Source organism: Acidithrix sp. C25 (assembly GCF_904848545.2).
In genome coordinates, this window is sequence record NZ_CAJHCI020000010.1 from 1,132,271 (window position 1) to 1,158,335 (window position 26,065).

At 47.2% G+C, this 26,065-nt stretch carries 14 protein-coding genes and 2 pseudogenes; 7 read left to right on the forward strand and 9 right to left on the reverse strand.

Translation table 11 applies throughout. The features are described from left to right. Positions 1-1,071: 1,071 nt before the first annotated feature. Together ACIDITHRIX25_RS80690 and ACIDITHRIX25_RS80695 are read left to right on the forward strand one after the other, a co-directional pair. Positions 1,072-2,145: an EAL domain-containing protein gene (locus tag ACIDITHRIX25_RS80690; RefSeq protein WP_201733471.1), complete on the forward strand. Its 1,074-nt coding sequence runs from the start codon at positions 1,072-1,074 to the stop codon at positions 2,143-2,145. Between the two features lie 705 nt (positions 2,146-2,850). Further along, the gene (locus ACIDITHRIX25_RS80695; protein ID WP_201733472.1) at positions 2,851-3,168 is read left to right on the forward strand and encodes a hypothetical protein; all 318 of its coding nucleotides are present in this window, start codon (positions 2,851-2,853) and stop codon (positions 3,166-3,168) included. A gap of 504 nt (positions 3,169-3,672) precedes the next feature. Here the strand turns inward: ACIDITHRIX25_RS80695 and ACIDITHRIX25_RS80700 are convergent. Continuing rightward, a pseudogene (locus tag ACIDITHRIX25_RS80700) lies at positions 3,673-4,211 on the reverse strand (SDR family NAD(P)-dependent oxidoreductase); the annotation flags it as partial. Positions 4,212-4,878: 667 nt separating this feature from the next. Between ACIDITHRIX25_RS80700 and ltrA (ACIDITHRIX25_RS80705) the strand changes: the two are divergent. Next, the gene (gene ltrA / locus ACIDITHRIX25_RS80705; RefSeq protein ID WP_201732520.1) at positions 4,879-6,120 is read left to right on the forward strand and encodes a group II intron reverse transcriptase/maturase; all 1,242 of its coding nucleotides are present in this window, start codon (positions 4,879-4,881) and stop codon (positions 6,118-6,120) included. Positions 6,121-6,236: 116 nt separating this feature from the next. On the opposite strand, the gene ACIDITHRIX25_RS80710 is transcribed toward ltrA (ACIDITHRIX25_RS80705), so the two are convergent. The 5 genes and pseudogenes from ACIDITHRIX25_RS80710 to ACIDITHRIX25_RS80730 form a co-directional block, all read right to left on the reverse strand. Next, positions 6,237-8,657, reverse strand: a complete 2,421-nt coding sequence (locus ACIDITHRIX25_RS80710; protein ID WP_201733474.1) for an IS1634 family transposase — start codon at positions 8,655-8,657, stop codon at positions 6,237-6,239. 240 nt (positions 8,658-8,897) lie between these two features. Continuing rightward, on the reverse strand, positions 8,898-10,166 hold the full coding sequence (gene ltrA / locus ACIDITHRIX25_RS80715) for a group II intron reverse transcriptase/maturase (RefSeq protein WP_201733475.1): 1,269 nt from the start codon (positions 10,164-10,166) through the stop codon (positions 8,898-8,900). A gap of 689 nt (positions 10,167-10,855) precedes the next feature. After that, positions 10,856-12,097: a group II intron reverse transcriptase/maturase gene (gene ltrA / locus ACIDITHRIX25_RS80720; protein ID WP_201731844.1), complete on the reverse strand. Its 1,242-nt coding sequence runs from the start codon at positions 12,095-12,097 to the stop codon at positions 10,856-10,858. A 717-nt stretch (positions 12,098-12,814) separates the two neighbouring features. Further along, entirely contained in the window at positions 12,815-14,083 is a 1,269-nt protein-coding gene (ltrA, locus tag ACIDITHRIX25_RS80725; protein ID WP_201733476.1) for a group II intron reverse transcriptase/maturase, read from the reverse strand. Between the two features lie 623 nt (positions 14,084-14,706). Further along, positions 14,707-15,150: pseudogene (locus ACIDITHRIX25_RS80730) on the reverse strand (SDR family NAD(P)-dependent oxidoreductase); the annotation flags it as partial. Between the two features lie 572 nt (positions 15,151-15,722). On the opposite strand from ACIDITHRIX25_RS80730, the gene ACIDITHRIX25_RS80735 reads away from it, so the two are divergent. Together ACIDITHRIX25_RS80735 and ACIDITHRIX25_RS80740 are read left to right on the forward strand one after the other, a co-directional pair. Beyond that, positions 15,723-17,117: a CoA transferase gene (locus tag ACIDITHRIX25_RS80735; RefSeq protein ID WP_201733478.1), complete on the forward strand. Its 1,395-nt coding sequence runs from the start codon at positions 15,723-15,725 to the stop codon at positions 17,115-17,117. Between the two features lie 1,092 nt (positions 17,118-18,209). Continuing rightward, positions 18,210-19,502 (forward strand): nucleotide sugar dehydrogenase, encoded by a 1,293-nt coding sequence (locus ACIDITHRIX25_RS80740; protein WP_201733479.1) that lies wholly within the window; start codon positions 18,210-18,212, stop codon positions 19,500-19,502. A 66-nt stretch (positions 19,503-19,568) separates the two neighbouring features. On the opposite strand, the gene ACIDITHRIX25_RS80745 is transcribed toward ACIDITHRIX25_RS80740, so the two are convergent. Next, a complete protein-coding gene (locus tag ACIDITHRIX25_RS80745) occupies positions 19,569-20,594 on the reverse strand; it encodes an IS630 family transposase (RefSeq protein ID WP_201733480.1) in 1,026 nt (341 codons plus the stop codon). Positions 20,595-21,071: 477 nt separating this feature from the next. Between ACIDITHRIX25_RS80745 and ACIDITHRIX25_RS80750 the strand changes: the two genes are divergently transcribed. Continuing rightward, the gene (locus ACIDITHRIX25_RS80750; protein ID WP_268749149.1) at positions 21,072-21,200 is read left to right on the forward strand and encodes a hypothetical protein; all 129 of its coding nucleotides are present in this window, start codon (positions 21,072-21,074) and stop codon (positions 21,198-21,200) included. A gap of 400 nt (positions 21,201-21,600) precedes the next feature. Then, the gene (locus ACIDITHRIX25_RS80755; RefSeq protein WP_201733481.1) at positions 21,601-22,263 is read left to right on the forward strand and encodes a DUF4232 domain-containing protein; all 663 of its coding nucleotides are present in this window, start codon (positions 21,601-21,603) and stop codon (positions 22,261-22,263) included. A gap of 652 nt (positions 22,264-22,915) precedes the next feature. Here the strand turns inward: ACIDITHRIX25_RS80755 and ACIDITHRIX25_RS80760 are convergent. After that, a complete protein-coding gene (locus ACIDITHRIX25_RS80760) occupies positions 22,916-24,958 on the reverse strand; it encodes a (Fe-S)-binding protein (RefSeq protein ID WP_201733482.1) in 2,043 nt (680 codons plus the stop codon). A gap of 286 nt (positions 24,959-25,244) precedes the next feature. Continuing rightward, the gene (dcd, locus tag ACIDITHRIX25_RS80765; protein WP_052604367.1) at positions 25,245-25,811 is read right to left on the reverse strand and encodes a dCTP deaminase; all 567 of its coding nucleotides are present in this window, start codon (positions 25,809-25,811) and stop codon (positions 25,245-25,247) included. Positions 25,812-26,065: the final 254 nt, after the last annotated feature.

Sequence of the window (26,065 nt, forward strand, 5' to 3'; positions counted from 1 at the left end):
TTTTTCAAAGGAGATTGACAGTGTCTGGGACATATTGATAAAGCACACACTAACCATATCCCCACAAATGACCTAGTCCATGTGCTGGCCTTGCAAGGCAAGCTCCAAGAATCACCGGAACCCGTGCCTTACACAATTAAGTTGCTCGAGATAAAGACACAGGGATGAGCCTCAATCAAAGGACGCTGTCTGCTTGCGAAAGAACCTCAACCAGCTATCGATCCGACACCTTGGGATGAGCAGGGATAACTCGAAATAATAGAGTGAAGGCCCAAAAGCAAAAACATTCTCGCCAAATAGGCACAATGGGAATTTGAAGATCTTGGTGGTTTCCAATTCAATAAAAACTTTTTCTGTCCACGAGCTCCACAATCTCTATCGCGCTGCCAAAAATCAAAAGGTGCCACATCCTTGGAGTTATGAGATCAGCTATATCGAGTTACTAGCCCCCATAACGGATCGCCACGTCGACTTAGGTCGATCTAATTTCATTCACGACGACTGCGACCCTGCCACATAAATGGTATTGCATAAGCCGTGTCGGCTCCCACAAAATCTGTCGCCGACATCATCAATGGTTCAAAATTGCACCCAATGGTCGCTTGAAAGTCTTAATCTTGCTCACTCCTACCTTCCATCAGTTCTCTACAGCCTGCGTTTTCCAAATTAATCTCCAAATTAGAGGTGACATAAATTCACTTGAAATAACACAACCAACCTCGCCTCAACCCACAGCTCCAACCGGGTAAATTTTCTGATCATTACCCAAATAATTCCACAGCTTGAAGGCTCCAACTTCTTTCCCAACCAAAAACACCAAGCGATCCCTTGTCGATGAGTTCGAAGCCAATTAGTTTCCAATCCTATTGTCAAAAAAATAAAAGCTGCTAAAACTCAGACTCAGCAGAGTCCTGGCTAGGAGGTTTGGCCAAGGTGAGCATTCGCATTAATAGCAAGACAACCGAGCAAAAGAGCAAGATTCAGCAAGGATACTTAACTAACTTTGGGATCTGGTCGATAAAAAAATAGTTGAAGCTCGACCGGCTCCATCGTAGAAATGGATTAAATAGCGTGCCATGTAGAGAATGCGGTACCTTCTGCGTGCCAGAACAACAAGAATTTGATCGAGTCTTACTCTCGGTCCCATCGATGGAGTTACTAATACTCTTAGAAGAGTCAATGCGCCGTGGCGGCTTTGATTTTGAAGTTAACGGCCTCTCACTAAAACACAGTGGTGCAGATTCAGTTACAGCGCTACAGTTTCTCGCATGTCAGGCGAACCTCTCAGACTTTCAGCAACGCGAGATTCAACTCCTCACCCTTCGTTCTGGTGAAGAAGTCACCTTTGATGTCATGCGAGGTGTCCAGAGTCTCGATAAATACCGACGCTCTATGGGACATCCAGAAGTGCGCAAATGTCTCGAGAACAAAAGAATTGAGACTCACTTTCAGCCCGTGGTGGAGATAGCAAGTCAACAATTACATGGCTTTGAGGCACTATCTCGAGGACGAAACGAGACAGGAGAAATCATCTCACCCACGGTGCTCTTTGAATACGCGCGAGCCAACGATGCCGTGTTTTTCCTGGATCGCCTTGCTCGAGAAACCGCCATTCGCACAGCCGCAGAACTGGAACTTCCAGGTCGCATCTTCATCAACTTTCTTCCCAATGCAATCTATGATCCGCGTCAGTGTCTGCGCACCACCCTAGAGATAGCTGATGAGGCAAACTTTGACCCCAGTCGAATCGTCTTTGAGGTAACCGAGACCGAACGCATCGAAGACATGGACCACCTTGGTCGTATCTTCGACTACTACCGTCACAACGGCTTCAAAGTGGCACTAGATGACGTAGGTAGTGGATATGCAGGTCTCAATACATTAATTGACCTCTCGCCCGACATCATCAAGGTCGATCGCGAAATTATCATTGATATTGACCGCAATCCACTGAAACAGTCGATCTTCCGCGGCTTAGCAACTGCTGCCAGAGAGCAGGGGATCGAGGTCGTAGCCGAAGGTATTGAGACAAAGGAAGAGTTCGCTTTCGTTGCCAAAAACGGTGCCACTCTCGCACAAGGCTTTCTCTTTGCCAAACCTATGCGCAATCCCCCGACCAATCTCATGTGGCCCAACCCCTCATAGTTCAAAAACCATAACAGCTAATTCGATCTAAAGGTAAAGCTTGGTAATCAGCAAATAAAATACTTTAATCTCCCTGAACGCTAGGACTCGGTCTCTTTCAAAGTTTTTCCCTTCGCAAAAAAAAACAAGTGGCGCACCGTTCGGATGGATAAGTGAAACGGTTGGCCCCCTAAACAAGATGGCCCTGCAAGGAAATAGCTATTCAACTCTAAAATTACGACCTACGAATTAGCCTCTGGCGGACGCAGTCCCTAAGCAATCCTCTTGCGTATCAAATACGAAGGTGGTCTCTTTATTAATATGCAACTATTAATATGCTCGATTTCCGCTACTACAAACTTTTGGCCGATTCACATCAGTGGCCAATAAATCAACTGAAAATCAACTAGGCGTATTGGCATCGGGTGAAAAAGTCAACCATTCACAACGGCATTAGTCGCTCAGTTTGTCAACGGCCATTACAAAATGCATGAATATGGCCATTTGGCATGAATGAATATAGCCACGAAAATTGCATACAGGATGACCGCCTAGCGTGACGGCCCACTCTCGGGTCTCCTGGACCCGAGAGTGGGCATGCAAAGGCGGTCTGGCTATCACTTTTTGAGAAAAAAGAAGAATGAAGGCCCTTATCTTGGGGCATTATGGATTTATACCACTCCTAATGCCAAGAAAGGGCCCAAAGTGAAGGATAGCAAAGAATCCATGGAAATTATTGAGGCTTACGATCTTTTTAGATCGTATAACGGAGCAGCGCAGTTCGTTGGCTGTTCTCCTAATACCGTAGGGAAGTATGTTCAAGCACGAAATGCCGGACAACTGATACGACAGGGTCAATATGAGAGGCGTCCTAAGGCCACCGATAAGTACGCTGGCGTAATTGAGGAAGCCGTTGACAAGTCTAAGGCTAAGGTCCGGGCTAAGGCGATCCATGTCAGGCTGGTGGCGCTCGGTTATAGCTCTCAATGGCCATCAAAACTTGCATTACCCAAAAGTCTACGATGTCCAGCCAAAGTCGATTAGCTATCTCCATGGGAAGCACAATTTCTCGAGCCACAATCTCACCAGGAAACAATCTCACCAGGAAACAATGTCTCCTTAAAACCTTGGGCTTTGTAAGTGAGTTTTGATGCTTTAGGCCGTTTGGTATTGCCCTGTATTTCGAAAAGAGCATTGAGATGAGCTAAAGTCGATATGAATCTCATCCACCATTTGCCTTCTTTATCTCTCTTGACTCTCTAGAATGAGATCTACCTAGGGATCTGCTCAAGGATCTGGTTATCTAGCTCATTAAAGCACGTGATAAAATTTCATGTCAGATATCCTCAGCCTCATTTGCACACAAGGCACCTTTTCGTGGTATCCAGATATCAGGTTTTTCAATCACTAGCTTGTCCAGGTAACATTACATCGATACCCTAAGTGAGAACACCCCATTTCTTTTGCGATATCCCAAACTGATCGTTTCCTTACCAAAGCTGGCGTATCGAATCTAAAGGGCCAGTTCGCCGAGGATATTCATGAACGCTATTGAACAGGTTGGTCGAGAAGAGAAAGCGACACCATCCACAGCCTCCGTGCGGTTGATGGGTCAATCGCCCACTCCTTTACAGCGTTACCATTAGCAAACAAATCGCTGTCGTTAGGGACTGTCGGTGCTTCGTTGCAGTCACTAAGGTAATGGCCTCCAGTTTGAGAAAATTCATGGCTCACAGCTGCAACAAGGGTGGTAGCTGCCCCTTGCTCGGCAGTCTTGTAGACAAAGACACCCGCTGCTTTGCTTCTGCCAAGTAATCCCTTTGCTTCTGCGTGAAATCCCTTTGCAACCCGCTAGCAACACCACCAGGATTGACGGCATTAGCTACAATGCCATCTGCTTTCCACTGGCGTGTAGCTTCGACCACAAAGAGCGAGTCCGCCGTTTTAGACTGAGCGTAGGCAACTTGCGGATCATAGTCGCGACGTTCAAACTGGATATCGTCAAATACAACCGGTGAACGCATGTGACCACCAGAGCTCAGCGAGACAATACGTGCGTCACCCTGAGCACGAGCGCCCTTGGCTAGCCCTACTTTCGGCGTGCGTCATGAATGAAAGAGGTTGTAAATCATGTAGAAGCTGATAACAATCACACTGCAATGCTACATAGATGATGGAGGTAGGCCCTCCGGGATCGCCTTTTGGGAGGAGATTCCAAACCACCGTACGGGGCATTAGCTAAAGACTGTTGTCCAAAGCGGTACGGAAAAGTTAGAGCAATGACTCTTTCAGGTATGAGTTAAGAAGACGAGTGAAAACAAACCACTGACGAAGCGTTCGAAATTGGTATGGATGATGTCGAAACCGAGGGACGTCGAACTTTCGGGACAACTTGGAGACTAACCCAATTAGTGCTCCTTGGGCATCCGGCGTGTAGGTGGCGTGAGCTTAACATCAGGCGTTTATGTGGAACATGAGAACCCAGTCCTAGACGTTCTTGGCTAAGCCCACATGGGCTAAGCCCAAAGATGAGGAAAAACCTACAAGTTGCAGATCAACAAGAGGGAAAGTACCAAATGCCTATGGATTGGGGGCGGACCATCCCGTAGTAGCTACGAAGTCCTTGTAATGAGGATGTAAGCCAAAGAGATGGAGTAAACAGCAGATCTAGTTGTAATTGGCAAATGAACAACTTCTCAAGGTAAAAGTTGAGGGGGAGGGATCAAATGTCAAGACCACGACAAGAAAAAGCTTTTGACAAAAGACAAGTACGTCGTACTTAAAGCATACAAAGAGGCAAAAGCCAATCGAGGAGCACCAGGGATTGATAAGCAGTCCATCTCAGTCTTTGAGATGGATCTAAAGAACAATCTCTACCAACTCTGGAATCGAATGGCTTCTGGAAGTTATTTTCCAGCGGCAACTAGATATGTCGAGATAGACAAGTCAGATGGCGGTAAAAGAATCCTAGGTATTCCAACCGTCAAAGATCGCATCGCCCAAGGGGTAGCTAAAGCCTACATAGAGCCAAGATTGGAAGAGGTCTTCCACGAAGACTCCTATGGTTACAGGCCGAATCGCTCAGCCCATGATGCCATTGAAAAAGCACGCAAGAGATGTTGGAAGTACGATTGGGTCATTGATCTAGATATCAAGGCCTTCTTCGACACAATAGATCATGAACTGCTGCTAAAAGCTGTCTCTATGCACGTATCAGAGCCATGGATAATTCTCTACATCAAACGTTGGTTGAAAGCTCCAATGCAAAACAAAGATGGACAACTAATAGATCGAGAGCAAGGATTACCCCAAGGCGGGGTGATTTCTCCGATTTTGGCGAATCTGTTCTTACATTACGCTTTTGACAAATGGATGGTAAAGAACTTACCCTATGCCCCGTTTGAACGATACGCGGATGACCTTTTGGTACATGTGGAAACAAAGAAACGAGCCGAAGAGATCCTAGAGGCTATAGGTCAGAGAATGACGCAGGTCAAGTTGGAGTTACATCCACAAAAGACCAAAATCGTCTATTGTAAGGACTCCAACCGTAAAGGAGAGTTCGAACAAATACGCTTTGACTTTCTAGGATTTACCTTTGCACCACGCTACGCCCGCAATAAGTTCAAGCAGCAGTTTAACAACTTCCTGCCAGCGGCTTCAGATAAAGCGGTAGAAGAAATGGGCAGAGAACTTAGGCGGTTTCGTATTCACCTCCAAACAGGCCAAACCATAGCCGAACTCGCCAGGCTTTACAACCCGGTGATCTTAGGCTGGATCAACTACTATGGACGCTTCTACAAATCCAGATTAGGCCAACTCCTCCGTCGTATCAATATCTATTTGATTAGATGGGCACGCAAAAAGTACAGGCGACTTAGCATACGAGCAAATGCTTGGAAATACCTATCTCAAATAGCCGAACGTGAACCCAATCTTTGGGCTCACTGGTCATTTGGGGTAATACCAAAAGTCGGTTCGCTAGGAGCCGTGTGAATTGAGAGGTTCACGCACGGTTCTGTGAGAGCGGGGAGGGGAAGTTCCTCCCCGCCACTCGACAACCACCCCATGAAAGCCCAGTTCATGACCATATTGGTGTCTGGATTTGGGCACTACAGTTGAGCAATCACCTTCTTGGTTCGAGCTAGGGTATCTACTACTCCAAGAATAGAGTAGATCTCTTTTTGGGTAGAGTTTGGAGTAGAGGAGATACGAAGGTTATGTAGACGTTTGTTATCATCTAACATCGTTACGTTCAAGCGGCTATGGGTAGACACTTGAGCAAGAATGCCGTGAACACTTCTTTTGTCACCGGCTTGAGATAAGCTAAGTGCAATTGCTCCATAGAGGTGATAAGCAACTACTGAGATAAATAGATGAGCAGCGGTACGACTAGCTAGTTGGTGATAGATCGGTCTCATCCCTAGATTGCTCTTTAGGGCTTTGAATGCATCCTCTACCTTTGTTAGGGTCATATAGAGCTTCCAGATCTCTTCTGGTTCTAGATCGTTCCTATTGGTCTCAATCACATATGCACCATAGAGAGTCTCAGCTGCTTCTTTTACTTTTGGTTTCTCAGTCAAAACCAGCTCTTTGACTTTTTGGTCATCGCCAGTTATGGCATCTATCTCATAGCGACGTGCAATAGAGCGATGCTCTTGCTTTAGCTTTCCTATTCTTGAAGCCACAGTTGTGGCATTGGAATATTGACCACGCTTAACTGAGTCAGCTAGTTTGTCAAATGCACTCTGGAACTTAGTTTGCATACCTATAGCAATTGCCTCTTCTTTATCCCTGCGACGCTCTGAGATACATAGGATCTGCTTTATCTTGTTGTCCATGGAGTCACTTGCGTATGGTTGAGCTCTATTGGAATGGTTGGCTTGGGGTTCATTGCTCTGGGAGTGCTTGGCCTGTGGACCGCCAACTTGTGGAGCAGTATCCATCGAATCGATACCGAGGGACTCGCCGCCAAGTGAATGGTTAGCTTGTGGATGAGCGCTGAGTGATCCAGCATCGATGAAATCAACACGCATCGACTCACTGCCCATCGACTCGATGCCCATCGACTCACTGCCTTGTAGATGAACAACTATTTGCTCAGAATCCACCTCAGCACCCAGGTTACCACCCGACTCAGCAGCTTCTCCCTCGGCACCCGACTCAGCAGCTTCTCCCTCGGCACCCGACTCAGCAGCTTCTCCCTCGGCACCCGACTCAGCAGCTTCTCCCTCGGCACCCGACTCAGCAGCTTCTCCCTCGGCACCCGACTCAGCAGCTTCTCCCTCGGCACCCGACTCAGCAGCTTCTCCCTCGGCACCCGACTCAGCAGCTTCTCCCTCGGCACCCAGGTCAGCACCCGCCTCGGCAGCTTCTCCCTTGTCATCCATCTCACCACCCAGGTCATCACCCAGTTCTTTGATGTAGATGCTCTCATTGGAGGAGTTCTTGATCTCTAAGAAGGTATCTTTTCCTTGGCGTAGTTCAGCTAGATAGTGTCTAGCTGCATTAGCGCGTGTAATTACCAGATAGCTAAGACCATAGGACTCAATCAGTGCGATGTTGTCATAAGTTGCTATCCCTCTATCCATGATAACCGTTGGGAGATCTTCGCTAAAGAGTCCCTGTCTTAGGTGACTAGAGATACTAGATAAGACATCACCAAGGGTTTCAGGCTCTGACTGATTACCGGGATATATGTGGCTATAGATCGGTAGTCCACGATCATCCACCAAAAGGGCAAGACTTACTAAAGTACAGTCGAAGCGCTTCTCTTTGGAGTGGCCATATTGGGCTAGATCATTACCAAGTGTTCGTCCCTCAAAATAGGCATTGGTAAGATCAAATAAAAAGAGACGCTTATTAGTTGGGTAAAGCTCATTCTCGGCTTTGATAAGTGCCATCTCGATTGAGTCTTTGGCTTCGTAGATAGCATCAGCTATCTCATAAATAGCATCTTTACCGATATTGCTAAGGTCTTGGTCTACCAATTCATAGAGTGCAGAGTCCTCTTTTAGGAAGCGATGTGTTTCAAGATCAGAAGAAGGAGCAACCAAACGAGCACATATTACAGCTTTAGCAATTGCTGTCTCTTTTTCACTAAGGCCACACCGTAGTAGTTGCTCTTTGATCTTCAATCTGTCATAGAAGCTACTAGCTATTAGTTCAGGACCTAAGCGCCTAATATCAGATGCCTCTAGAGATGATGTATTGACATTTAGGAACTCGGCATCTTTTGTGATTACTTCACGATCAGAGCGAAGTGTTTGAGTAACAGAAAAGCTAGATAGAACTTTATCGGCGATTGACTTTAGTTCTAGATCACCTTCAAACAAAGACTCAGAGCCAGCTAGTCTCATCGTCAATATCTGAGCTAGCTTCTTGTAGTCCTTAGGATCGATCTCAAGTCGTCCTAGATCCATAACTATCTCTTGGCGTACTTTATCTCCTTCGCGATAAGACCTAACTAACTGATGCTTTATATATTTAGTTCCAGTTGCCTTATTCTTAGTGGTCTTCTCGCGAATGAACATATAACAAGTATACCAGATGAATTACCTTGTAGGTCAATATTCGCAGCTAACTCTCAGCTTAGGGCACTACATCGGCCACTTGAGAAAACCGAACTTCATCTACCAGCATCTCCAAATAGGGGTTACCCCCAAATAGGGGCTAAAAGGGGGCTTAAAAGGGCTCTTGGGGGGAATTCAGTCGAGTGGCGGGGAGGAACTTCCCCTCCCCGCTCTCACAGAACCGTGCGTGAACCTCTCAATTCACACGGCTCCTAGCGAACCGACTTTTGGTATTACCCCAAATGACCAGTGAGCCCAAAGATTGGGTTCACGTTCGGCTATTTGAGATAGGTATTTCCAAGCATTTGCTCGTATGCTAAGTCGCCTGTACTTTTTGCGTGCCCATCTAATCAAATAGATATTGATACGACGGAGGAGTTGGCCTAATCTGGATTTGTAGAAGCGTCCATAGTAGTTGATCCAGCCTAAGATCACCGGGTTGTAAAGCCTGGCGAGTTCGGCTATGGTTTGGCCTGTTTGGAGGTGAATACGAAACCGCCTAAGTTCTCTGCCCATTTCTTCTACCGCTTTATCTGAAGCCGCTGGCAGGAAGTTGTTAAACTGCTGCTTGAACTTATTGCGGGCGTAGCGTGGTGCAAAGGTAAATCCTAGAAAGTCAAAGCGTATTTGTTCGAACTCTCCTTTACGGTTGGAGTCCTTACAATAGACGATTTTGGTCTTTTGTGGATGTAACTCCAACTTGACCTGCGTCATTCTCTGACCTATAGCCTCTAGGATCTCTTCGGCTCGTTTCTTTGTTTTCACATGTACCAAAAGGTCATCCGCGTATCGTTCAAACGGGGCATAGGGTAAGTTCTTTACCATCCATTTGTCAAAAGCGTAATGTAAGAACAGATTCGCCAAAATCGGAGAAATCACCCCGCCTTGGGGTAATCCTTGCTCTCGATCTATTAGTTGTCCATCTTTGTTTTGCATTGGAGCTTTCAACCAACGTTTGATGTAGAGAATTATCCATGGCTCTGATACGTGCATAGAGACAGCTTTTAGCAGCAGTTCATGATCTATTGTGTCGAAGAAGGCCTTGATATCTAGATCAATGACCCAATCGTACTTCCAACATCTCTTGCGTGCTTTTTCAATGGCATCATGGGCTGAGCGATTCGGCCTGTAACCATAGGAGTCTTCGTGGAAGACCTCTTCCAATCTTGGCTCTATGTAGGCTTTAGCTACCCCTTGGGCGATGCGATCTTTGACGGTTGGAATACCTAGGATTCTTTTACCGCCATCTGACTTGTCTATCTCGACATATCTAGTTGCCGCTGGAAAATAACTTCCAGAAGCCATTCGATTCCAGAGTTGGTAGAGATTGTTCTTTAGATCCATCTCAAAGACTGAGATGGACTGCTTATCAATCCCTGGTGCTCCTCGATTGGCTTTTGCCTCTTTGTATGCTTTAAGTACGACGTACTTGTCGATATCAAAAGCTTTTTCTTGTCGTGGTCTTGTCATTTGATCCCTCCCCCTCAACTTTTACCTTGAGAAGTTGTTCATTTGCCAATTACAACTAGATCTGCTGTTTACTCCATCTCTTTGGCTTACATCCTCATTACAAGGACTTCGTAGCTACTACGGGATGGTCCGCCCCCAATCCATAGGCATTTGGTACTTTCCCTCTTGTTGATCTGCAACTTGTAGGTTTTTCCTCATCTTTGGGCTTAGCCCATGTGGGCTTAGCCAAGAACGTCTAGGACTGGGTTCTCATGTTCCACATAAACGCCTGATGTTAAGCTCACGCCACCTACACGCCGGATGCCCAAGGAGCACTAATTGGGTTAGTCTCCAAGTTGTCCCGAAAGTTCGACGTCCCTCGGTTTCGACATCATCCATACCAATTTCGAACGCTTCGTCAGTGGTTTGTTTTCACTCGTCTTCTTAACTCATACCTGAAAGAGTCATTGCTCTAACTTTTCCGTACCGCTTTGGACAACAGTCTTTAGCTAATGCCCCGTACGGTGGTTTGGAATCTCCTCCCAAAAGGCGATCCCGGAGGGCCTACCTCCATCATCTATGTAGCATTGCAGTGTGATTGTTATCAGCTTCTACATGATTTACAACCTCTTTCATTCATGACGCACGTCGAGTGGCGGGGAGGAACTTCCCCTCCCCGCTCTCACAGAACCGTGCGTGAACCTCTCAATTCACACGGCTCCTAGCGAACCGACTTTTGGTATTACCCCAAATGACCAGTGAGCCCAAAGATTGGGTTCACGTTCGGCTATTTGAGATAGGTATTTCCAAGCATTTGCTCGTATGCTAAGTCGCCTGTACTTTTTGCGTGCCCATCTAATCAAATAGATATTGATACGACGGAGGAGTTGGCCTAATCTGGATTTGTAGAAGCGTCCATAGTAGTTGATCCAGCCTAAGATCACCGGGTTGTAAAGCCTGGCGAGTTCGGCTATGGTTTGGCCTGTTTGGAGGTGAATACGAAACCGCCTAAGTTCTCTGCCCATTTCTTCTACCGCTTTATCTGAAGCCGCTGGCAGGAAGTTGTTAAACTGCTGCTTGAACTTATTGCGGGCGTAGCGTGGTGCAAAGGTAAATCCTAGAAAGTCAAAGCGTATTTGTTCGAACTCTCCTTTACGGTTGGAGTCCTTACAATAGACGATTTTGGTCTTTTGTGGATGTAACTCCAACTTGACCTGCGTCATTCTCTGACCTATAGCCTCTAGGATCTCTTCGGCTCGTTTCTTTGTTTTCACATGTACCAAAAGGTCATCCGCGTATCGTTCAAACGGGGCATAGGGTAAGTTCTTTACCATCCATTTGTCAAAAGCGTAATGTAAGAACAGATTCGCCAAAATCGGAGAAATCACCCCGCCTTGGGGTAATCCTTGCTCTCGATCTATTAGTTGTCCATCTTTGTTTTGCATTGGAGCTTTCAACCAACGTTTGATGTAGAGAATTATCCATGGCTCTGATACGTGCATAGAGACAGCTTTTAGCAGCAGTTCATGATCTATTGTGTCGAAGAAGGCCTTGATATCTAGATCAATGACCCAATCGTACTTCCAACATCTCTTGCGTGCTTTTTCAATGGCATCATGGGCTGAGCGATTCGGCCTGTAACCATAGGAGTCTTCGTGGAAGACCTCTTCCAATCTTGGCTCTATGTAGGCTTTAGCTACCCCTTGGGCGATGCGATCTTTGACGGTTGGAATACCTAGGATTCTTTTACCGCCATCTGACTTGTCTATCTCGACATATCTAGTTGCCGCTGGAAAATAACTTCCAGAAGCCATTCGATTCCAGAGTTGGTAGAGATTGTTCTTTAGATCCATCTCAAAGACTGAGATGGACTGCTTATCAATCCCTGGTGCTCCTCGATTGGCTTTTGCCTCTTTGTATGCTTTAAGTACGACGTACTTGTCTTTTGTCAAAAGCTTTTTCTTGTCGTGGTCTTGTCATTTGATCCCTCCCCCTCAACTTTTACCTTGAGAAGTTGTTCATTTGCCAATTACAACTAGATCTGCTGTTTACTCCATCTCTTTGGCTTACATCCTCATTACAAGGACTTCGTAGCTACTACGGGATGGTCCGCCCCCAATCCATAGGCATTTGGTACTTTCCCTCTTGTTGATCTGCAACTTGTAGGTTTTTCCTCATCTTTGGGCTTAGCCCATGTGGGCTTAGCCAAGAACGTCTAGGACTGGGTTCTCATGTTCCACATAAACGCCTGATGTTAAGCTCACGCCACCTACACGCCGGATGCCCAAGGAGCACTAATTGGGTTAGTCTCCAAGTTGTCCCGAAAGTTCGACGTCCCTCGGTTTCGACATCATCCATACCAATTTCGAACGCTTCGTCAGTGGTTTGTTTTCACTCGTCTTCTTAACTCATACCTGAAAGAGTCATTGCTCTAACTTTTCCGTACCGCTTTGGACAACAGTCTTTAGCTAATGCCCCGTACGGTGGTTTGGAATCTCCTCCCAAAAGGCGATCCCGGAGGGCCTACCTCCATCATCTATGTAGCATTGCAGTGTGATTGTTATCAGCTTCTACATGATTTACAACCTCTTTCATTCATGACGCACGTCGAGTGGCGGGGAGGAACTTCCCCTCCCCGCTCTCACAGAACCGTGCGTGAACCTCTCAATTCACACGGCTCCTAGCGAACCGACTTTTGGTATTACCCCAAATGACCAGTGAGCCCAAAGATTGGGTTCACGTTCGGCTATTTGAGATAGGTATTTCCAAGCATTTGCTCGTATGCTAAGTCGCCTGTACTTTTTGCGTGCCCATCTAATCAAATAGATATTGATACGACGGAGGAGTTGGCCTAATCTGGATTTGTAGAAGCGTCCATAGTAGTTGATCCAGCCTAAGATCACCGGGTTGTAAAGCCTGGCGAGTTCGGCTATGGTTTGGCCTGTTTGGAGGTGAATACGAAACCGCCTAAGTTCTCTGCCCATTTCTTCTACCGCTTTATCTGAAGCCGCTGGCAGGAAGTTGTTAAACTGCTGCTTGAACTTATTGCGGGCGTAGCGTGGTGCAAAGGTAAATCCTAGAAAGTCAAAGCGTATTTGTTCGAACTCTCCTTTACGGTTGGAGTCCTTACAATAGACGATTTTGGTCTTTTGTGGATGTAACTCCAACTTGACCTGCGTCATTCTCTGACCTATAGCCTCTAGGATCTCTTCGGCTCGTTTCTTTGTTTTCACATGTACCAAAAGGTCATCCGCGTATCGTTCAAACGGGGCATCCGGGAAGTTCTTTACCATCCATTTGTCAAAAGCGTAATGTAAGAACAGATTCGCCAAAATCGGAGAAATCACCCCGCCTTGGGGTAATCCTTGCTCTCGATCTATTAGTTGTCCATCTTTGTTTTGCATTGGAGCTTTCAACCAACGTTTGATGTAGAGAATTATCCATGGCTCTGATACGTGCATAGAGACAGCTTTTAGCAGCAGTTCATGATCTATTGTGTCGAAGAAGGCCTTGATATCTAGATCAATGACCCAATCGTACTTCCAACATCTCTTGCGTGCTTTTTCAATGGCATCATGGGCTGAGCGATTCGGCCTGTAACCATAGGAGTCTTCGTGGAAGACCTCTTCCAATCTTGGCTCTATGTAGGCTTTAGCTACCCCTTGGGCGATGCGATCTTTGACGGTTGGAATACCTAGGATTCTTTTACCGCCATCTGACTTGTCTATCTCGACATATCTAGTTGCCGCTGGAAAATAACTTCCAGAAGCCATTCGATTCCAGAGTTGGTAGAGATTGTTCTTTAGATCCATCTCAAAGACTGAGATGGACTGCTTATCAATCCCTGGTGCTCCTCGATTGGCTTTTGCCTCTTTGTATGCTTTAAGTACGACGTACTTGTCGATATCAAAAGCTTTTTCTTGTCGTGGTCTTGTCATTTGATCCCTCCCCCTCAACTTTTACCTTGAGAAGTTGTTCATTTGCATTTCCTGTTCACTCCATCCCCTTGGCTCCATCCTCATTACAAGGACTTCGTAGCTACTACGGGATGGTCCGCCCCCAATCCATAGGCATTTGGTACTTTCCCTCTTGTTGATCTGCAACTTGTAGGTTTTTCCTCATCTTTGGGCTTAGCCCATGTGGGCTTAGCCAAGAACGTCTAGGACTGGGTTCTCATGTTCCACATAAACGCCTGATGTTAAGCTCACGCCACCTACACGCCGGATGCCCAAGGAGCACTAATTGGGTTAGTCTCCAAGTTGTCCCGAAAGTTCGACGTCCCTCGGTTTCGACATCATCCATACCAATTTCGAACGCTTCGTCAGTGGTTTGTTTTCACTCGTCTTCTTAACTCATACCTGAAAGAGTCATTGCTCTAACTTTTCCGTACCGCTTTGGACAACAGTCTTTAGCTAATGCCCCGTACGGTGGTTTGGAATCTCCTCCCAAAAGGCGATCCCGGAGGGCCTACCTCCATCATCTATGTAGCATTGCAGTGTGATTGTTATCAGCTTCTACATGATTTACAACCTCTTTCATTCATGACGCACGTCGAAACTGGGGCTAGGGCATCATGCAAGCCGCAGCTTAAGGCGAAGTGACCAAGATAATTGGTAGCAAATTGCAGCTCCCAGCCCTCTGGCGTTCGGAGCAGCGTACTTGGGATGATACCGGCATTGTTGATAAGCAGATGCAATGGGCCATTCCAGCGATCGAGAAAACTAGCTATCGAGGCACTGTCGGCCAGGTCCAGCGAAACTACCCTTACGCAGTCGTTACCAGTCGATCTCACTATGTTGTCAGCTACGGCTGAACCCGCGCTGATGTTGCGTACTGCTAACGTTACTTCGGCGCCAGCACCAACAAGTGCGCGAGCGGTCTCGACTCCGATACCAGAAGAAGCACCGGTGACGATGGCAGAAAGGTTGCTGAGATCGAGACCCTCTACCACGTCCCAAGCAGTACTAGTTCCATCGAATTTAGTCGTAAAAAGTGAATCGTGCATTGACAATATGGGGGCTCCAATGCGTATTTGCCTCGCATTCTACTCTCGCATTCGGCTAAATTTCACCCAATCGTTGCGCCCGCCCCTTGGACCCTAGCTCTTATTGAACGCTGAAGGTGCTATATCTTTTTGTAGCACCCCAGATGACCACGGTCCAGCGGCGCTCGAGAAAGCGATGACCAAAGGCAATCCAGAGGTTTTCTTTGGAAGTCATGAAATCCATCACTTGGGAGTTGGGATCGCAGTTGGCTAGCCATAAAAACTTCTCTTTAGTGACAGAGGTACCATATTTTTGGTCGATCCACATTCGCCTTGGCCAAGAGGTTCGACCAAGAAGACCAATCAAGAACATCAACCGGCCATTTCGCCAAGTATCTGCTAACAGGAAGCTGACTTGAAAAACTACTCAGGCGATGCCTTGAAAATGATCCAAAGAAGCCTCAATTGGAGATCTAGAAAGACTCTGGGTTATAAGATTCCAGATGAGAAAATAATCGCAGTTGTTGTGCTATCTAGTTGAATCCACCCAAGGAGTCCTTGCAAGTTCGCATGATGCGAGAAGGAGTAATGACATGACGGACACTGCCCTCAAATTCATCGCTAGTTTTCAGGCGGCGCTTGGCTCCCCGGTGCCGTTTTCTCCTGTGACGTTGTTGGATGGAGGTTCATTGCCCTCGGTATTTGCCGTGAGCGACTTAGCACAAGCTTCGATCGCCGTGGCTGGCTCGTCGTTGGCTTCGTTCGTGGCCCTGAATGATGGAAACACACCGCCAGGCGTGGTTGTCGATAGAAACTTGGCCTCGGCCTGGTTTGCTGGTTCGATCCGACCACAGGGATGGAATCTCCTACCGGCATGGGACGCAGTGGGCGGAGAGTACGAGTGTTGTGATGGTTGGATCAGACTTCACACCAACGCTATTCGTCACCGCACCGCGGCACTCACCGTTCTAGAGGTTCCAGAAGACCGCGATGCTGTCGCTGCTGCCGTCGGTACTTGGTCGGCTCAAGAGTTGGAGAGCGCTGTAATAGGTGCGGGCGGTGCCGCGGCTGTCATGCGACCAATTATGGATTGGCAGGAACATCCCCAGGGTCGAGCGGTTGCCAGCGAACCACTGATGTGGACACGGCGCACATCAACGGCTAGCCAGCGCAATAGGTTGTTTGGAAACAGAGAACGTCCCCTGGATGGACTGCGCGTGCTCGACCTCACTCGAGTTCTTGCTGGGCCAGTCGCCACCCGATTGCTCGCGGGCTGGGGCGCCGAGGTGCTGAGGATTGACCCACCCGACTGGGATGAGCCCGCGATTGTTCCCGAGGTCACCTTAGGTAAGCGCTGCGCCCGTCTCAATTTATCCACGCCAGATGGAAGGACTCACTTTCTCGAGCTACTCGCTTCGGCTGATGTCGTCGTTCACGGTTACCGTGCGGACGCCCTAGATCGCCTTGGACTCGGAGATGAAGTACGTGAGAACGTTTGTCCCGGGCTTATCGACGTGAGCCTCGATGCGTACGGGTGGACCGGCCCTTGGCAGCAACGTCGAGGATTCGACAGTCTCGTTCAGATGAGTTCGGGTATCGCCGATGCAGGTCGCCTTATGACTGGTGGCAGTCGACCGGCACCCCTACCAGTGCAGGCGCTCGATCATGCTACGGGCTATCTGTTAGCCGCCGCGGCGATTACTGGTCTCTCGCAGCGCCAGATTGATGGCGCCGGTAGCCGATGGCGGACTTCCCTTGCGCGTGTGGCCGATTTGCTAATCAAAGCGGGGCCATTGCAGGTCCCTTCCGATCCAAGTGACTCACCAATTCCACCTGATCCTATTGGTCCAATTGAGCGAACTGCTTGGGGCGACGCACTACGACTGCCGCCTCCAGTTGTTGTGCAAGGAGCCCCACTTCAGTGGGCACTTCCTGCTCGTCGCCTTGGCTCCGATCCTCCACAATGGCTTAGCGGCGAAAATGAGTGAGCACCAAGACGGATAGTGCATAACCGGAACTTCGGATTTATTCGGATTTAATTGTGGAAAGTTAGCTTCTAAATCAGAATAAGCCACTGCCTTTGGGCCATAGGGATAACCGTGGACTCTTCCAATAGCACCTTGGGTGACGATCAATTACCAACTATAGATCTCTAAAACACCCACCAGAACATCTATCCCATCTAACAACCTGAGACCACCTAAGAATTGACATGTCATCACCCTTAGTCTGAATCAGATTGATTGATGCTACTCGAATATAAGATCCTGCTTGATCCATGACCCGTCTTGAACCAAGTCCCCGTGTGTTGACCATAAACTGCGATAATAATACCACAATGGCCCCTTCGTCCAAATACAGGATTTGGGTCCCACTGAGGACCTAAATCACCAAGATTGCCTAACTCTGTGGAAAATTGCTAGGAAAACAATCTTGGAATGGCAGAACGCTTTGCGTTCTACCATTCCAATGTCCTTTGACCACTGGGATCTCTAGTTGATATCAAGATAGCTAGAAGCTAGAAGCTAGACAAGCTCATCTTCATAGGGCTACGATTTTCTATCTGCCAAAGAAAAAAAGGGGGGACATTAATGAAATGTCTATGTCGCAGTTGCTAAAAGCTCCCAATTGACCTTGCTAGCGCCAAGGAGCGTTCGAATGGACGAAGTTATGGAATCTCTAGTCAACGACCTAAGTCGAAACGTTTTTATCGCCTTCACCAAGTTTGACATAGCTTCAGGGGGTCCATTCGTGAAATGACAAGAGTGCCAAGTTAAGATCTCATCATTCTGGGAGGTAAGAGTTGCCCAAAGCAAGAAAAGAAGTTACAGTCATGAAGATTGATAGACTTACTCCCAGTCCTTTTAGCCAAATTGCCCTAGCCATAGGCGATAATACGCGTCGGCGTATGAATAGCAACTAACACACTTAGCAGCACGAACAGAGTTCACATAAAACGAAAGAATGCATTTCATGAGCAATCAAATGAACCTCAGGAAAATAGCCACATTGCCAGCTCACCTCGGAAGTCACCTAAGCTGTCCTAGGACTGCTAATAGTCAAGGCGCAGGGTCATTATCATGAAGGTAGCAGTCATTGGCCTTTGGCATTTAGGTTGCGTTTACTCCGCATCGCTTGCAAGTCTCGGCCATCAAGTTCTAGCCATAGATGAAGATCTTGCAAGGGTCAACGACCTAAGTCGAAACGTTTTACCCCTAGAAGAAACTGGTCTAGCGGACCTAATGCTCACAGGAGTCGCCAGCGGAAATCTCACCTTTAGTTCCGACTTCGACCTTATCAAAACCGCTGATGTAGCATGGATTACCATTGATACTCCAGTTAGAGATGACGACTCAGCTGACGTCAACGCAGTATTTGAAATCATCGACCGAGTTCTCCTACACCTTCGAAATGAAGCATTACTCGTCATATCCTCGCAACTTCCGCTCGGCAGTACTAGCCGCATTGAGAAGCGATTTGCAGAGCTCCGACCAGATCGTCACGTTGATTTCGCTTACTCGCCAGAAAATCTTCGCCTAGGAACTGCTATCTCTTCCTTTATGGAGGCAGACCGGATCGTCATCGGCACATCATCGCAGCAGGCCGAAAGCACACTTTCAAAGCTCCTAGCTCCATTAGATATACCGATAGTCTCAATGTCAGTTGAATCGGCTGAGCTATCCAAACATGCTCTCAACAGTTTTCTGGCGATGTCCGTGGCCTTCGCAAATGAAATTGCACGTGTCGCCGAACATCACGGAGCTAACGCATGGGATGTTGCCGCTGCCCTGAAATCGGACAGGAGAATAGGACCACGTGCCTATGTTACTCCAGGTGGTCCAATAGCCGGCGGTACGCTCGCCAGAGACATACATTACCTCGAGACTCTTGCTCATGAGGACCAAGTCCGGATCCCAGTCATTGAAGCGGTACTTGAGAGTCATAACGAACAGAAACTCTGGCCAATCAGAGCCTTAGTGCAAACCAAGGGTCCCAAAGATGGTCCAATACTCGTGCTGGGCCTCGCATACAAGTCTGGTAGCAGTACCTTACGACGAAGCTTCGGTTTAGAGGTAGCGCTACAGGCCAAAGAGTTAGGATACGACGTTCGAATTCTAGATAATTCCGCCGAAGCATTGCCTCCGGGCTTTGAAGGGCTAACCCGATTCGCCGACGTCAATACGGCTCTTGTCGACACGTCTGCAGTCATCATCTGTGCTAATGAAAGTACGGTAACTACTCTTCCCGGACTTCTTCAAGGAATCAAAGAACCGCCTTGTCTCATAGATGTGATTGGCGCCTTCAACTCTTCGAGTCAATTACTGACAGAGATTACGGTTTTATGTCCTGGCAAAGCAAGACGGGACAACTAGTCAAAGCTGCTACAACGCATCTACAGCGATGAAAGTCTCAAAAACGAAGAATCTAATTTATAGAGCTCACACTCTGACTTGCTCCTTGAAATCAAGCAAAGAGTATGGGAATGTCGTCGTGTTGAGATAGTCGACTAATTCCTTTGTGACTGGTTCAATCTTGGGAATGAAGCGATTGTGGGTTACAGCAGAGCGCCCTTGCTTCCAAACGTGTTCCTGGGGATTGAGTTGCGGAGAATACGGAGGGAAATGGACTGCTTCGATGTGATGCTCCCTAATTGCCTCTTGAGCGACGCTCCCTCTGTGCCATCCTGCCCCATCCCATATAAGCAGAATCTTCTCTCTTGGGTAGATCTTGCGGATCGCCAGCAGTATGGCCGCTGTTTCATGCATAGTCTGGCGCTCTGTTGCAAATGCATGCTCCTTGCCTGTCTTGAGGTTCAAAAACCCATAGATGCTCCGGTTCTTTCTGGTTCCATTGGTCTCAATTACAGCTGGTGTGGTTCCTTTCGGTATCCACACTTTCTGAGTAGTTGTCGCCTGAGTGAGAACCATCTCGTCTTCACAGAGAATCACCGTATCTGGATCAGAGAATGCCTCTTTCAGACGTTCTTGCTGCTCGTCTTTCCATTCAGCTACTGCTTGTGGATCAGCCTTCTCGTACTGTTTGCCCGGCAGATGGAAGCTGAACTTACTTTCCCGAAACAGAACGTAATAGCTAGTCCTAGAGGCATAGAGAACACCGTATCTGCGCTTGAGTACTGTAGCCAGGATCCGTGTTGACCAAAACGGGGAACTGCTATAGCCGTGGTCATTGGGAGTTGTAGTCGTGAGCATGATTGCCACTTCATCTCTTTGAGACTTTGAGAGAAGTACCGGAGCGTTGTTATGGCGCTTGTCCTTGAATGCCTCAGTGCCAATGCCGCGGAATGACCGTCGAATTCGCTGTACATGCTTGACAGAGAGGCCTGTCCTGTTGAGGGGACTCCCATCTTCAAGGGTGAGAACTGCCAGCGCCCGCTTATATTTGTCGATGTTTTCAGTCTTCGCCATGAATGCTTCAATAGTGGCGAGTTCCTCGGGTGTAAGCATGTCATGAGAAGATTAACACACCTTACAAGAAATTAAAAGGGCTCATTGGAGCATTTCAGAGTGTTATGCGAATAGCTTGTTCGCTATGAAAGCTTGGTTTAGCCTATCGAAAACAAGGTCGGACCAAGCTCATAGGCTTGCAGTTTGATCTAAAATCATTCATCCAAAAACCAACGAGCGCTTAGTTGATTCATACTTTCCTAGAATTACCAAAGCTTATTTAAAGCACATATTCTCGTTCAGCTACCAGCAGCCGAACGAGAATGAGTCACCAACAAAGCTAGCAACACAAAAATCCAAACAATTACCTACTAATTGACGCATGCCTTCGATGGAATTAAAACTCCCATAACAATCACATGGACCAGCTAGATGTCAAATCAATAGAGAAACGCGCAAAAATCAAGCCTCTCTCGATGGCCATTAACACGAAGATACTTCCACGGAGGAAAGGAGTACGATTTGAGAAGTTGAAATGTGAAACTACCAAAGACATCGCCAATAATAGATACCTTTCTAGAGCAGCGACAAAAGGTTGTCTATCTGAATCTTGCTGACAACGCTGAAAAGTTGACAGTTCGGGTGCCCTATGAATTCTGCGAATGAATTTGTCTCCGTCACCTAACCCAAACCGCGTCTGCGAAGCTATCATTGAAAAAACCTAAATAACTATCTAATCTATTAATCCAACCCCGAACCAATAATCAGGCTACATTACAAATGGGTCACGCGAGAAAAGCCCCTAACGGTAACTTCAGGTCTAATAAGGCTTTGGAGGTTCAATCCCCTAGTACTTCAGTGGCTCCAGCAGGTGTTGGTACAAAACCGTTTCCGACGGCACCAGGAGATCAACTTCTGCCGCTACGTACATCTCCAAGCAACGAACTGCCACTATTACCCTTCGTCTAGCAGCCCCTTACAACGAATAACCGATGGAACGCCTAAGGTATAAGGTTCATAGACAAATTAAGCAAACATACCCCACGCTAAATAAGAAGAGGTGAATGTGCGGCTATTCAAACAAATCGGAACCTGTTGGGCGGTTCTATCGCTCGGCCTTTTACTTGGAGCATGTGGCTCAAGCGGCCAAAGCGCGACGACCACAACAATTCCACCAACCACTACCTCGACAACAATTCCACCAACCACTACCTCGACAACAATTCCACCAACCACTACCACTACCAAACCGAAAGATGTAAGAGTCGCGGGCGGACGATGTGTACCAAGTCAGCTCACCATCACCGAGGGCCGCCCCTCTGTGGCGGCAGGATCGATCGGCGTATCTTTCTCGATGACTAATTCAGCATCAACCGAATGTTACATGCAGGGATATCCCGGTCTGGAGATGCTCAATAGCGCTGGCGGCTCCATCCCCACTTATGTACATCGGGGAAATTCAGTATCTGTAATTTCAGAACCTGTAACTAAAGTCACTCTCCAAAGCGGCCAAACCGCCTATTTTCTCCTTGGTTACTCCGACGGCACCGGATATGGTAGTGCAAGCTGCCCCACATCCGCTTCGATTGAGGTCACACCACCAAATGACTACGGATTCAACGTCGTTAAAGCTATTATCAATCCCTATGGCGGTAGGACCATCGCGAATCTTCAATGTGGAGACGTCACGGTCTCACCGGTAATCGCATCGCTTCCCCCAGGATACTAACTATCTCAACAATTCCACCAACCACTACGAACAGTTAGATGTACGCCACTGAAAGAATTACTTTGGCACATTGCATAAACGATTATTTTTAGGTACCTTAAATCCAAGGAATCTATCCCTGGTTCCAACACCAGGGATAGATTCCTTTATAAAAACTCATTTACCGAGACTCAACCGTTGAACCTCAGATAATACGACACACCCTGATCCACATCAAACATATGCTGTTTAACCCACTCGAGCACTCGTGGCGTCTCTTTTGGATATATAGCCCATCCTCAATCAACTTAATTACAACTCCCCTTGAAAGAGTGCCGGGTCGAGACAACCACAGTTTTCAATGGCCATTGCCGCTCAGGCAAATTGATAAATTGCAAACCAGACAACAACCCTTTACCAATCACCCGGTAGCAATTACCAGACTTGTCGCATATAGCCTCTAGCCAACACTCACCTAAGGTAACTATCTATCAACCCGCGGAGCCTCCTAGGACTAAAGCTCACCAACATATGCCTTTATCTGACAAACCTTCAGTAGCATCCCGCAAAAACACCACTACCAAAAAAACCAGAACACCTAAGCAAAATCCAAGGCACAATTTCCGCCAAAAAATACTAACGTCAAAGACTCAAAAGCTCCGTGAGCGAAACACTAGTTGGCCTCAAGTGACTTCTCGAGGATCTGGGCTACATCTAGGACTTCTACACCTTCTTTGGCTCCACCATCGGCGATCTTGGCCTTGACTGCGTCATCGAGCATGATCATGCAGTAGGGGCATGCTGTAGATACCATATCTGGATCCATCTCTAGGGCTTGATCCATGCGTTCTACATTTACTCTCTTGCCGATCTTTTCTTCTAGCCACATGCGAGCTCCACCGGCACCACAGCAAAAGCCCTTTTCTTTATGCTTGTGCATCTCAACAGACGACAGTCCTGGAAGCGATCCAAGGACACTTCTTGGTTCTTCGTAGATGTTGTTGTGGCGACCTAGGTAACATGGGTCGTGATAGGTTACTTTGGCATCTTGGGTAATGGTTGGAACTAGTGCTTTGGCATCTACTAGCTCTTTGAGTAGTTGGGTGTGATGGATGACTTCGTAGTTGCCACCTAGGCCACGATATTCATTGGCTAAGGAATTAAAGCAGTGGGGGCAAGAGGCTATGATCTTTTTGGCTTTGGCTGAATTTAGGGTCTCTATGTTGGTCATTGCTTGGCTTTGATAGAGGTATTCGTTGCCTAGTCTTCGAGCTGGATCACCGGTGCAGCTCTCTTTCTTTGCAAGTATTGCAAAGGTGACTCCAGATCTATGAAGTAGGCGAGCAATCGATTGGGTGACCTTTCTAGCTCTTTCATCTAGTGCTCCAGCACAGCCAACCCAAAAGAGGTATTCGATATCCTCAGGGATCTCATTGGTGATTATTGGGACTTCAAAGTCAAGTTCTGATACCCAATCTCCTCGATGAGAAGAGCCAAGGCCCCATGGGTCTCCTTGGTTTTCTATGTTACGGAGCATGCCTTGGGCTTCACTTGGGAAGTCGCTCTCCATTAGAACTTGGTAACGACGCATATCTACAATTGCATCGATGTGTTCTATATCTACAGGACAAGCTTCAACACAAGCTCCACAGGTGGTACAAGACCACAGGACATCTGGATCTATGACACTTGGGACCAGCATCTTGGGTTCTTCAAGAAGTTGAGTGGTTCCAGCGGTTGTCAATAGGCGCTGGGAGGATTCAAAGAGGTGCTCTCTTAGATCCATGATAAGGAGTTTGGGAGAGAGGGGCTTTTGTGTATTCCAGGCGGGACACTGTTCTTGGCATCTACCACATTCTGTACAAGTTACTAGATCTAGCAGTTGCTTCCAGGAGAAGTCCTCTATCTTGCCTACGCCAAAGACGCTGTCTTCACTTAGCTCTTCTGGGTCCATGTTAGGTGTCTTATCTAGGGCACCTAGTGCCTTGGGACGTCGAGAGAATGCGATGTTGATTGGAGCTACGAAGATGTGTAGGTGCTTGGAGTAGGTGACAAAGACCAAAAAGCCCATGATGATGGCGATGTTACCCAATAAGAAGATGGTCTCAATTGCACTGTTGGCTGAATGGCCCAGGGGTGCTAGGGCGTTAGCGATTAGGTGGCTTGCAAATGCGAAGTTGGAATAGGGGAAGTCACCTGTATTTACTTGAGCGGCTCGATAGACCAATAGGGTTATGACAACTAGGGCTATTCCCGCCAGTACTAGCCATGCTGCAGAGTTATGTGATCCATAAAAGCGAGATGCTTTAGCCTTTTTCTTAGGTGCATTTATCACTCTGATTATTGAAAAGACGACCAAAGAGACTAAGACAGCTACAGAGAAGAAGTCTTCGATAAAGCCAAGCCATGAGTCATGGCCAATCAGTGGAATGGCGAAGTTGGATTGAAAGAGAGCTCCATATGCCTCTATGATCGTTGCGATCAAAATGGTAAATCCCCAGAAGGTAAAGAAGTGTGCAATTCCTGGGATTGTCTTGGCGAGGAGCTTTCGTTGACCAAGTACCTCTGTGAGTTCAGTTGAAATTCGAGAAGCTATGGTTGATGAGCGATTTGGGGCTTTAGCTCCAGATCTCACCAACTTCATAATAAATAGCGCTCTATTTAGAGCTATGGCCAATGCAGCCACAGTAATTACTAATCCAACGATTAGACGCATCTAGCCTCCAGGGATCTTCATCGGTGCCAAAAGATTCTAACGAGTGCTCATTTCGTCATTTAGTCGCCATTTAGTTTGAAACAACCAATTGGCAAAAGTATCCAATTGGTGGAACATCCAAATAGATTAGAGGAAAGAGCAGTCATAAAATAGGCAAAAACTAATGTTACCACCAAGTAACAAATCTGCCAACTCTATAGATGGTTATTCTTCGAAGTTCTTATGGCTCATAGATGGCTGACGCAGTCACCCCCCCAAAAAAAATAACAGTCGATGGCGAAGATGGTTATTCTTCGAAGTTCTTATGGCTCATAGATGGAGTTGGGCCGCTTTGATTTTGGTACTTAGAACCAAGGCTCTTAGAGCCATATGGGATAAGGGCTGGGGTTGTCATCTCCAGAAAGCTGATCTGTCCGATCTTCATACCTGGATAGACAGTTATTGGGAGATTGGCTACATTGGAGAGTTCCAAGGTGATATTGCCACTAAAGCCAGCATCGACAAAGCCGGCGGTTGAGTGAATCAAAAGGCCAAGACGGCCAAGGGATGATTTTCCTTCCAGGCGGCCTACTAAGTTGTCTGGGATTCCAATGCGCTCAAGAGTTGAGCCTAGGACAAATTCACCTGGATGCAAGATAAAAAGACCATCGGGATCTACCTCGATAACTTCAGTTAGATCCTTTTGTTCAACACGTGGGTCGATCACCTTAGCTACATGGTTGCGAAAGATACGAAAGAAGCGATCGACACGTAGATCTATAGATGAGGGTTGAATTGCATTTTCACCCAATGGGTCAACTACTATTCGTCCAGCCTCAATCTCAGAGCGTATGGTGCGATCGGAAAGAATCATACAAAATAACGATAGTAAGAGAGATTGCACTGACGAACGAGGTCGGGGGAACTTTTGATTCATTTAAGGGCTAAAGACAGATCAAAAAGCTTAGAAGGCTCTTGGTGCGAGGAGGGGAGGCCGACAAGCTGACCCCCTTAGGAGGGGAACCCTAGGTCAATCTGGCCAATCTAAGTCAATCTCATGACAGATTCAACTGTGCTGCCTTGGCCCTTATCTAAATCAGCCTCTAAGGTAACGAACCTGTGATACTA

What these genes read in the sequence shown, in the direction of transcription:
- ACIDITHRIX25_RS80695 (WP_201733472.1), top strand. Translation starts at nt 2,851, where the DNA reads ATGGAAATTATTGAGGCTTACGATCTTTTTAGATCGTATAACGGAGCA.
- ACIDITHRIX25_RS80710 (WP_201733474.1), bottom strand. Translation starts at nt 8,657, where the DNA reads ATGTTCATTCGCGAGAAGACCACTAAGAATAAGGCAACTGGAACTAAA.
- ltrA (WP_201733475.1), bottom strand. Translation starts at nt 10,166, where the DNA reads ATGACAAGACCACGACAAGAAAAAGCTTTTGATATCGACAAGTACGTC.
- ltrA (WP_201733476.1), bottom strand. Translation starts at nt 14,083, where the DNA reads ATGACAAGACCACGACAAGAAAAAGCTTTTGATATCGACAAGTACGTC.
- ACIDITHRIX25_RS80735 (WP_201733478.1), top strand. Translation starts at nt 15,723, where the DNA reads ATGACGGACACTGCCCTCAAATTCATCGCTAGTTTTCAGGCGGCGCTT.
- ACIDITHRIX25_RS80740 (WP_201733479.1), top strand. Translation starts at nt 18,210, where the DNA reads ATGAAGGTAGCAGTCATTGGCCTTTGGCATTTAGGTTGCGTTTACTCC.
- ACIDITHRIX25_RS80745 (WP_201733480.1), bottom strand. Translation starts at nt 20,594, where the DNA reads ATGCTTACACCCGAGGAACTCGCCACTATTGAAGCATTCATGGCGAAG.
- ACIDITHRIX25_RS80760 (WP_201733482.1), bottom strand. Translation starts at nt 24,958, where the DNA reads ATGCGTCTAATCGTTGGATTAGTAATTACTGTGGCTGCATTGGCCATA.
- dcd (WP_052604367.1), bottom strand. Translation starts at nt 25,811, where the DNA reads ATGATTCTTTCCGATCGCACCATACGCTCTGAGATTGAGGCTGGACGA.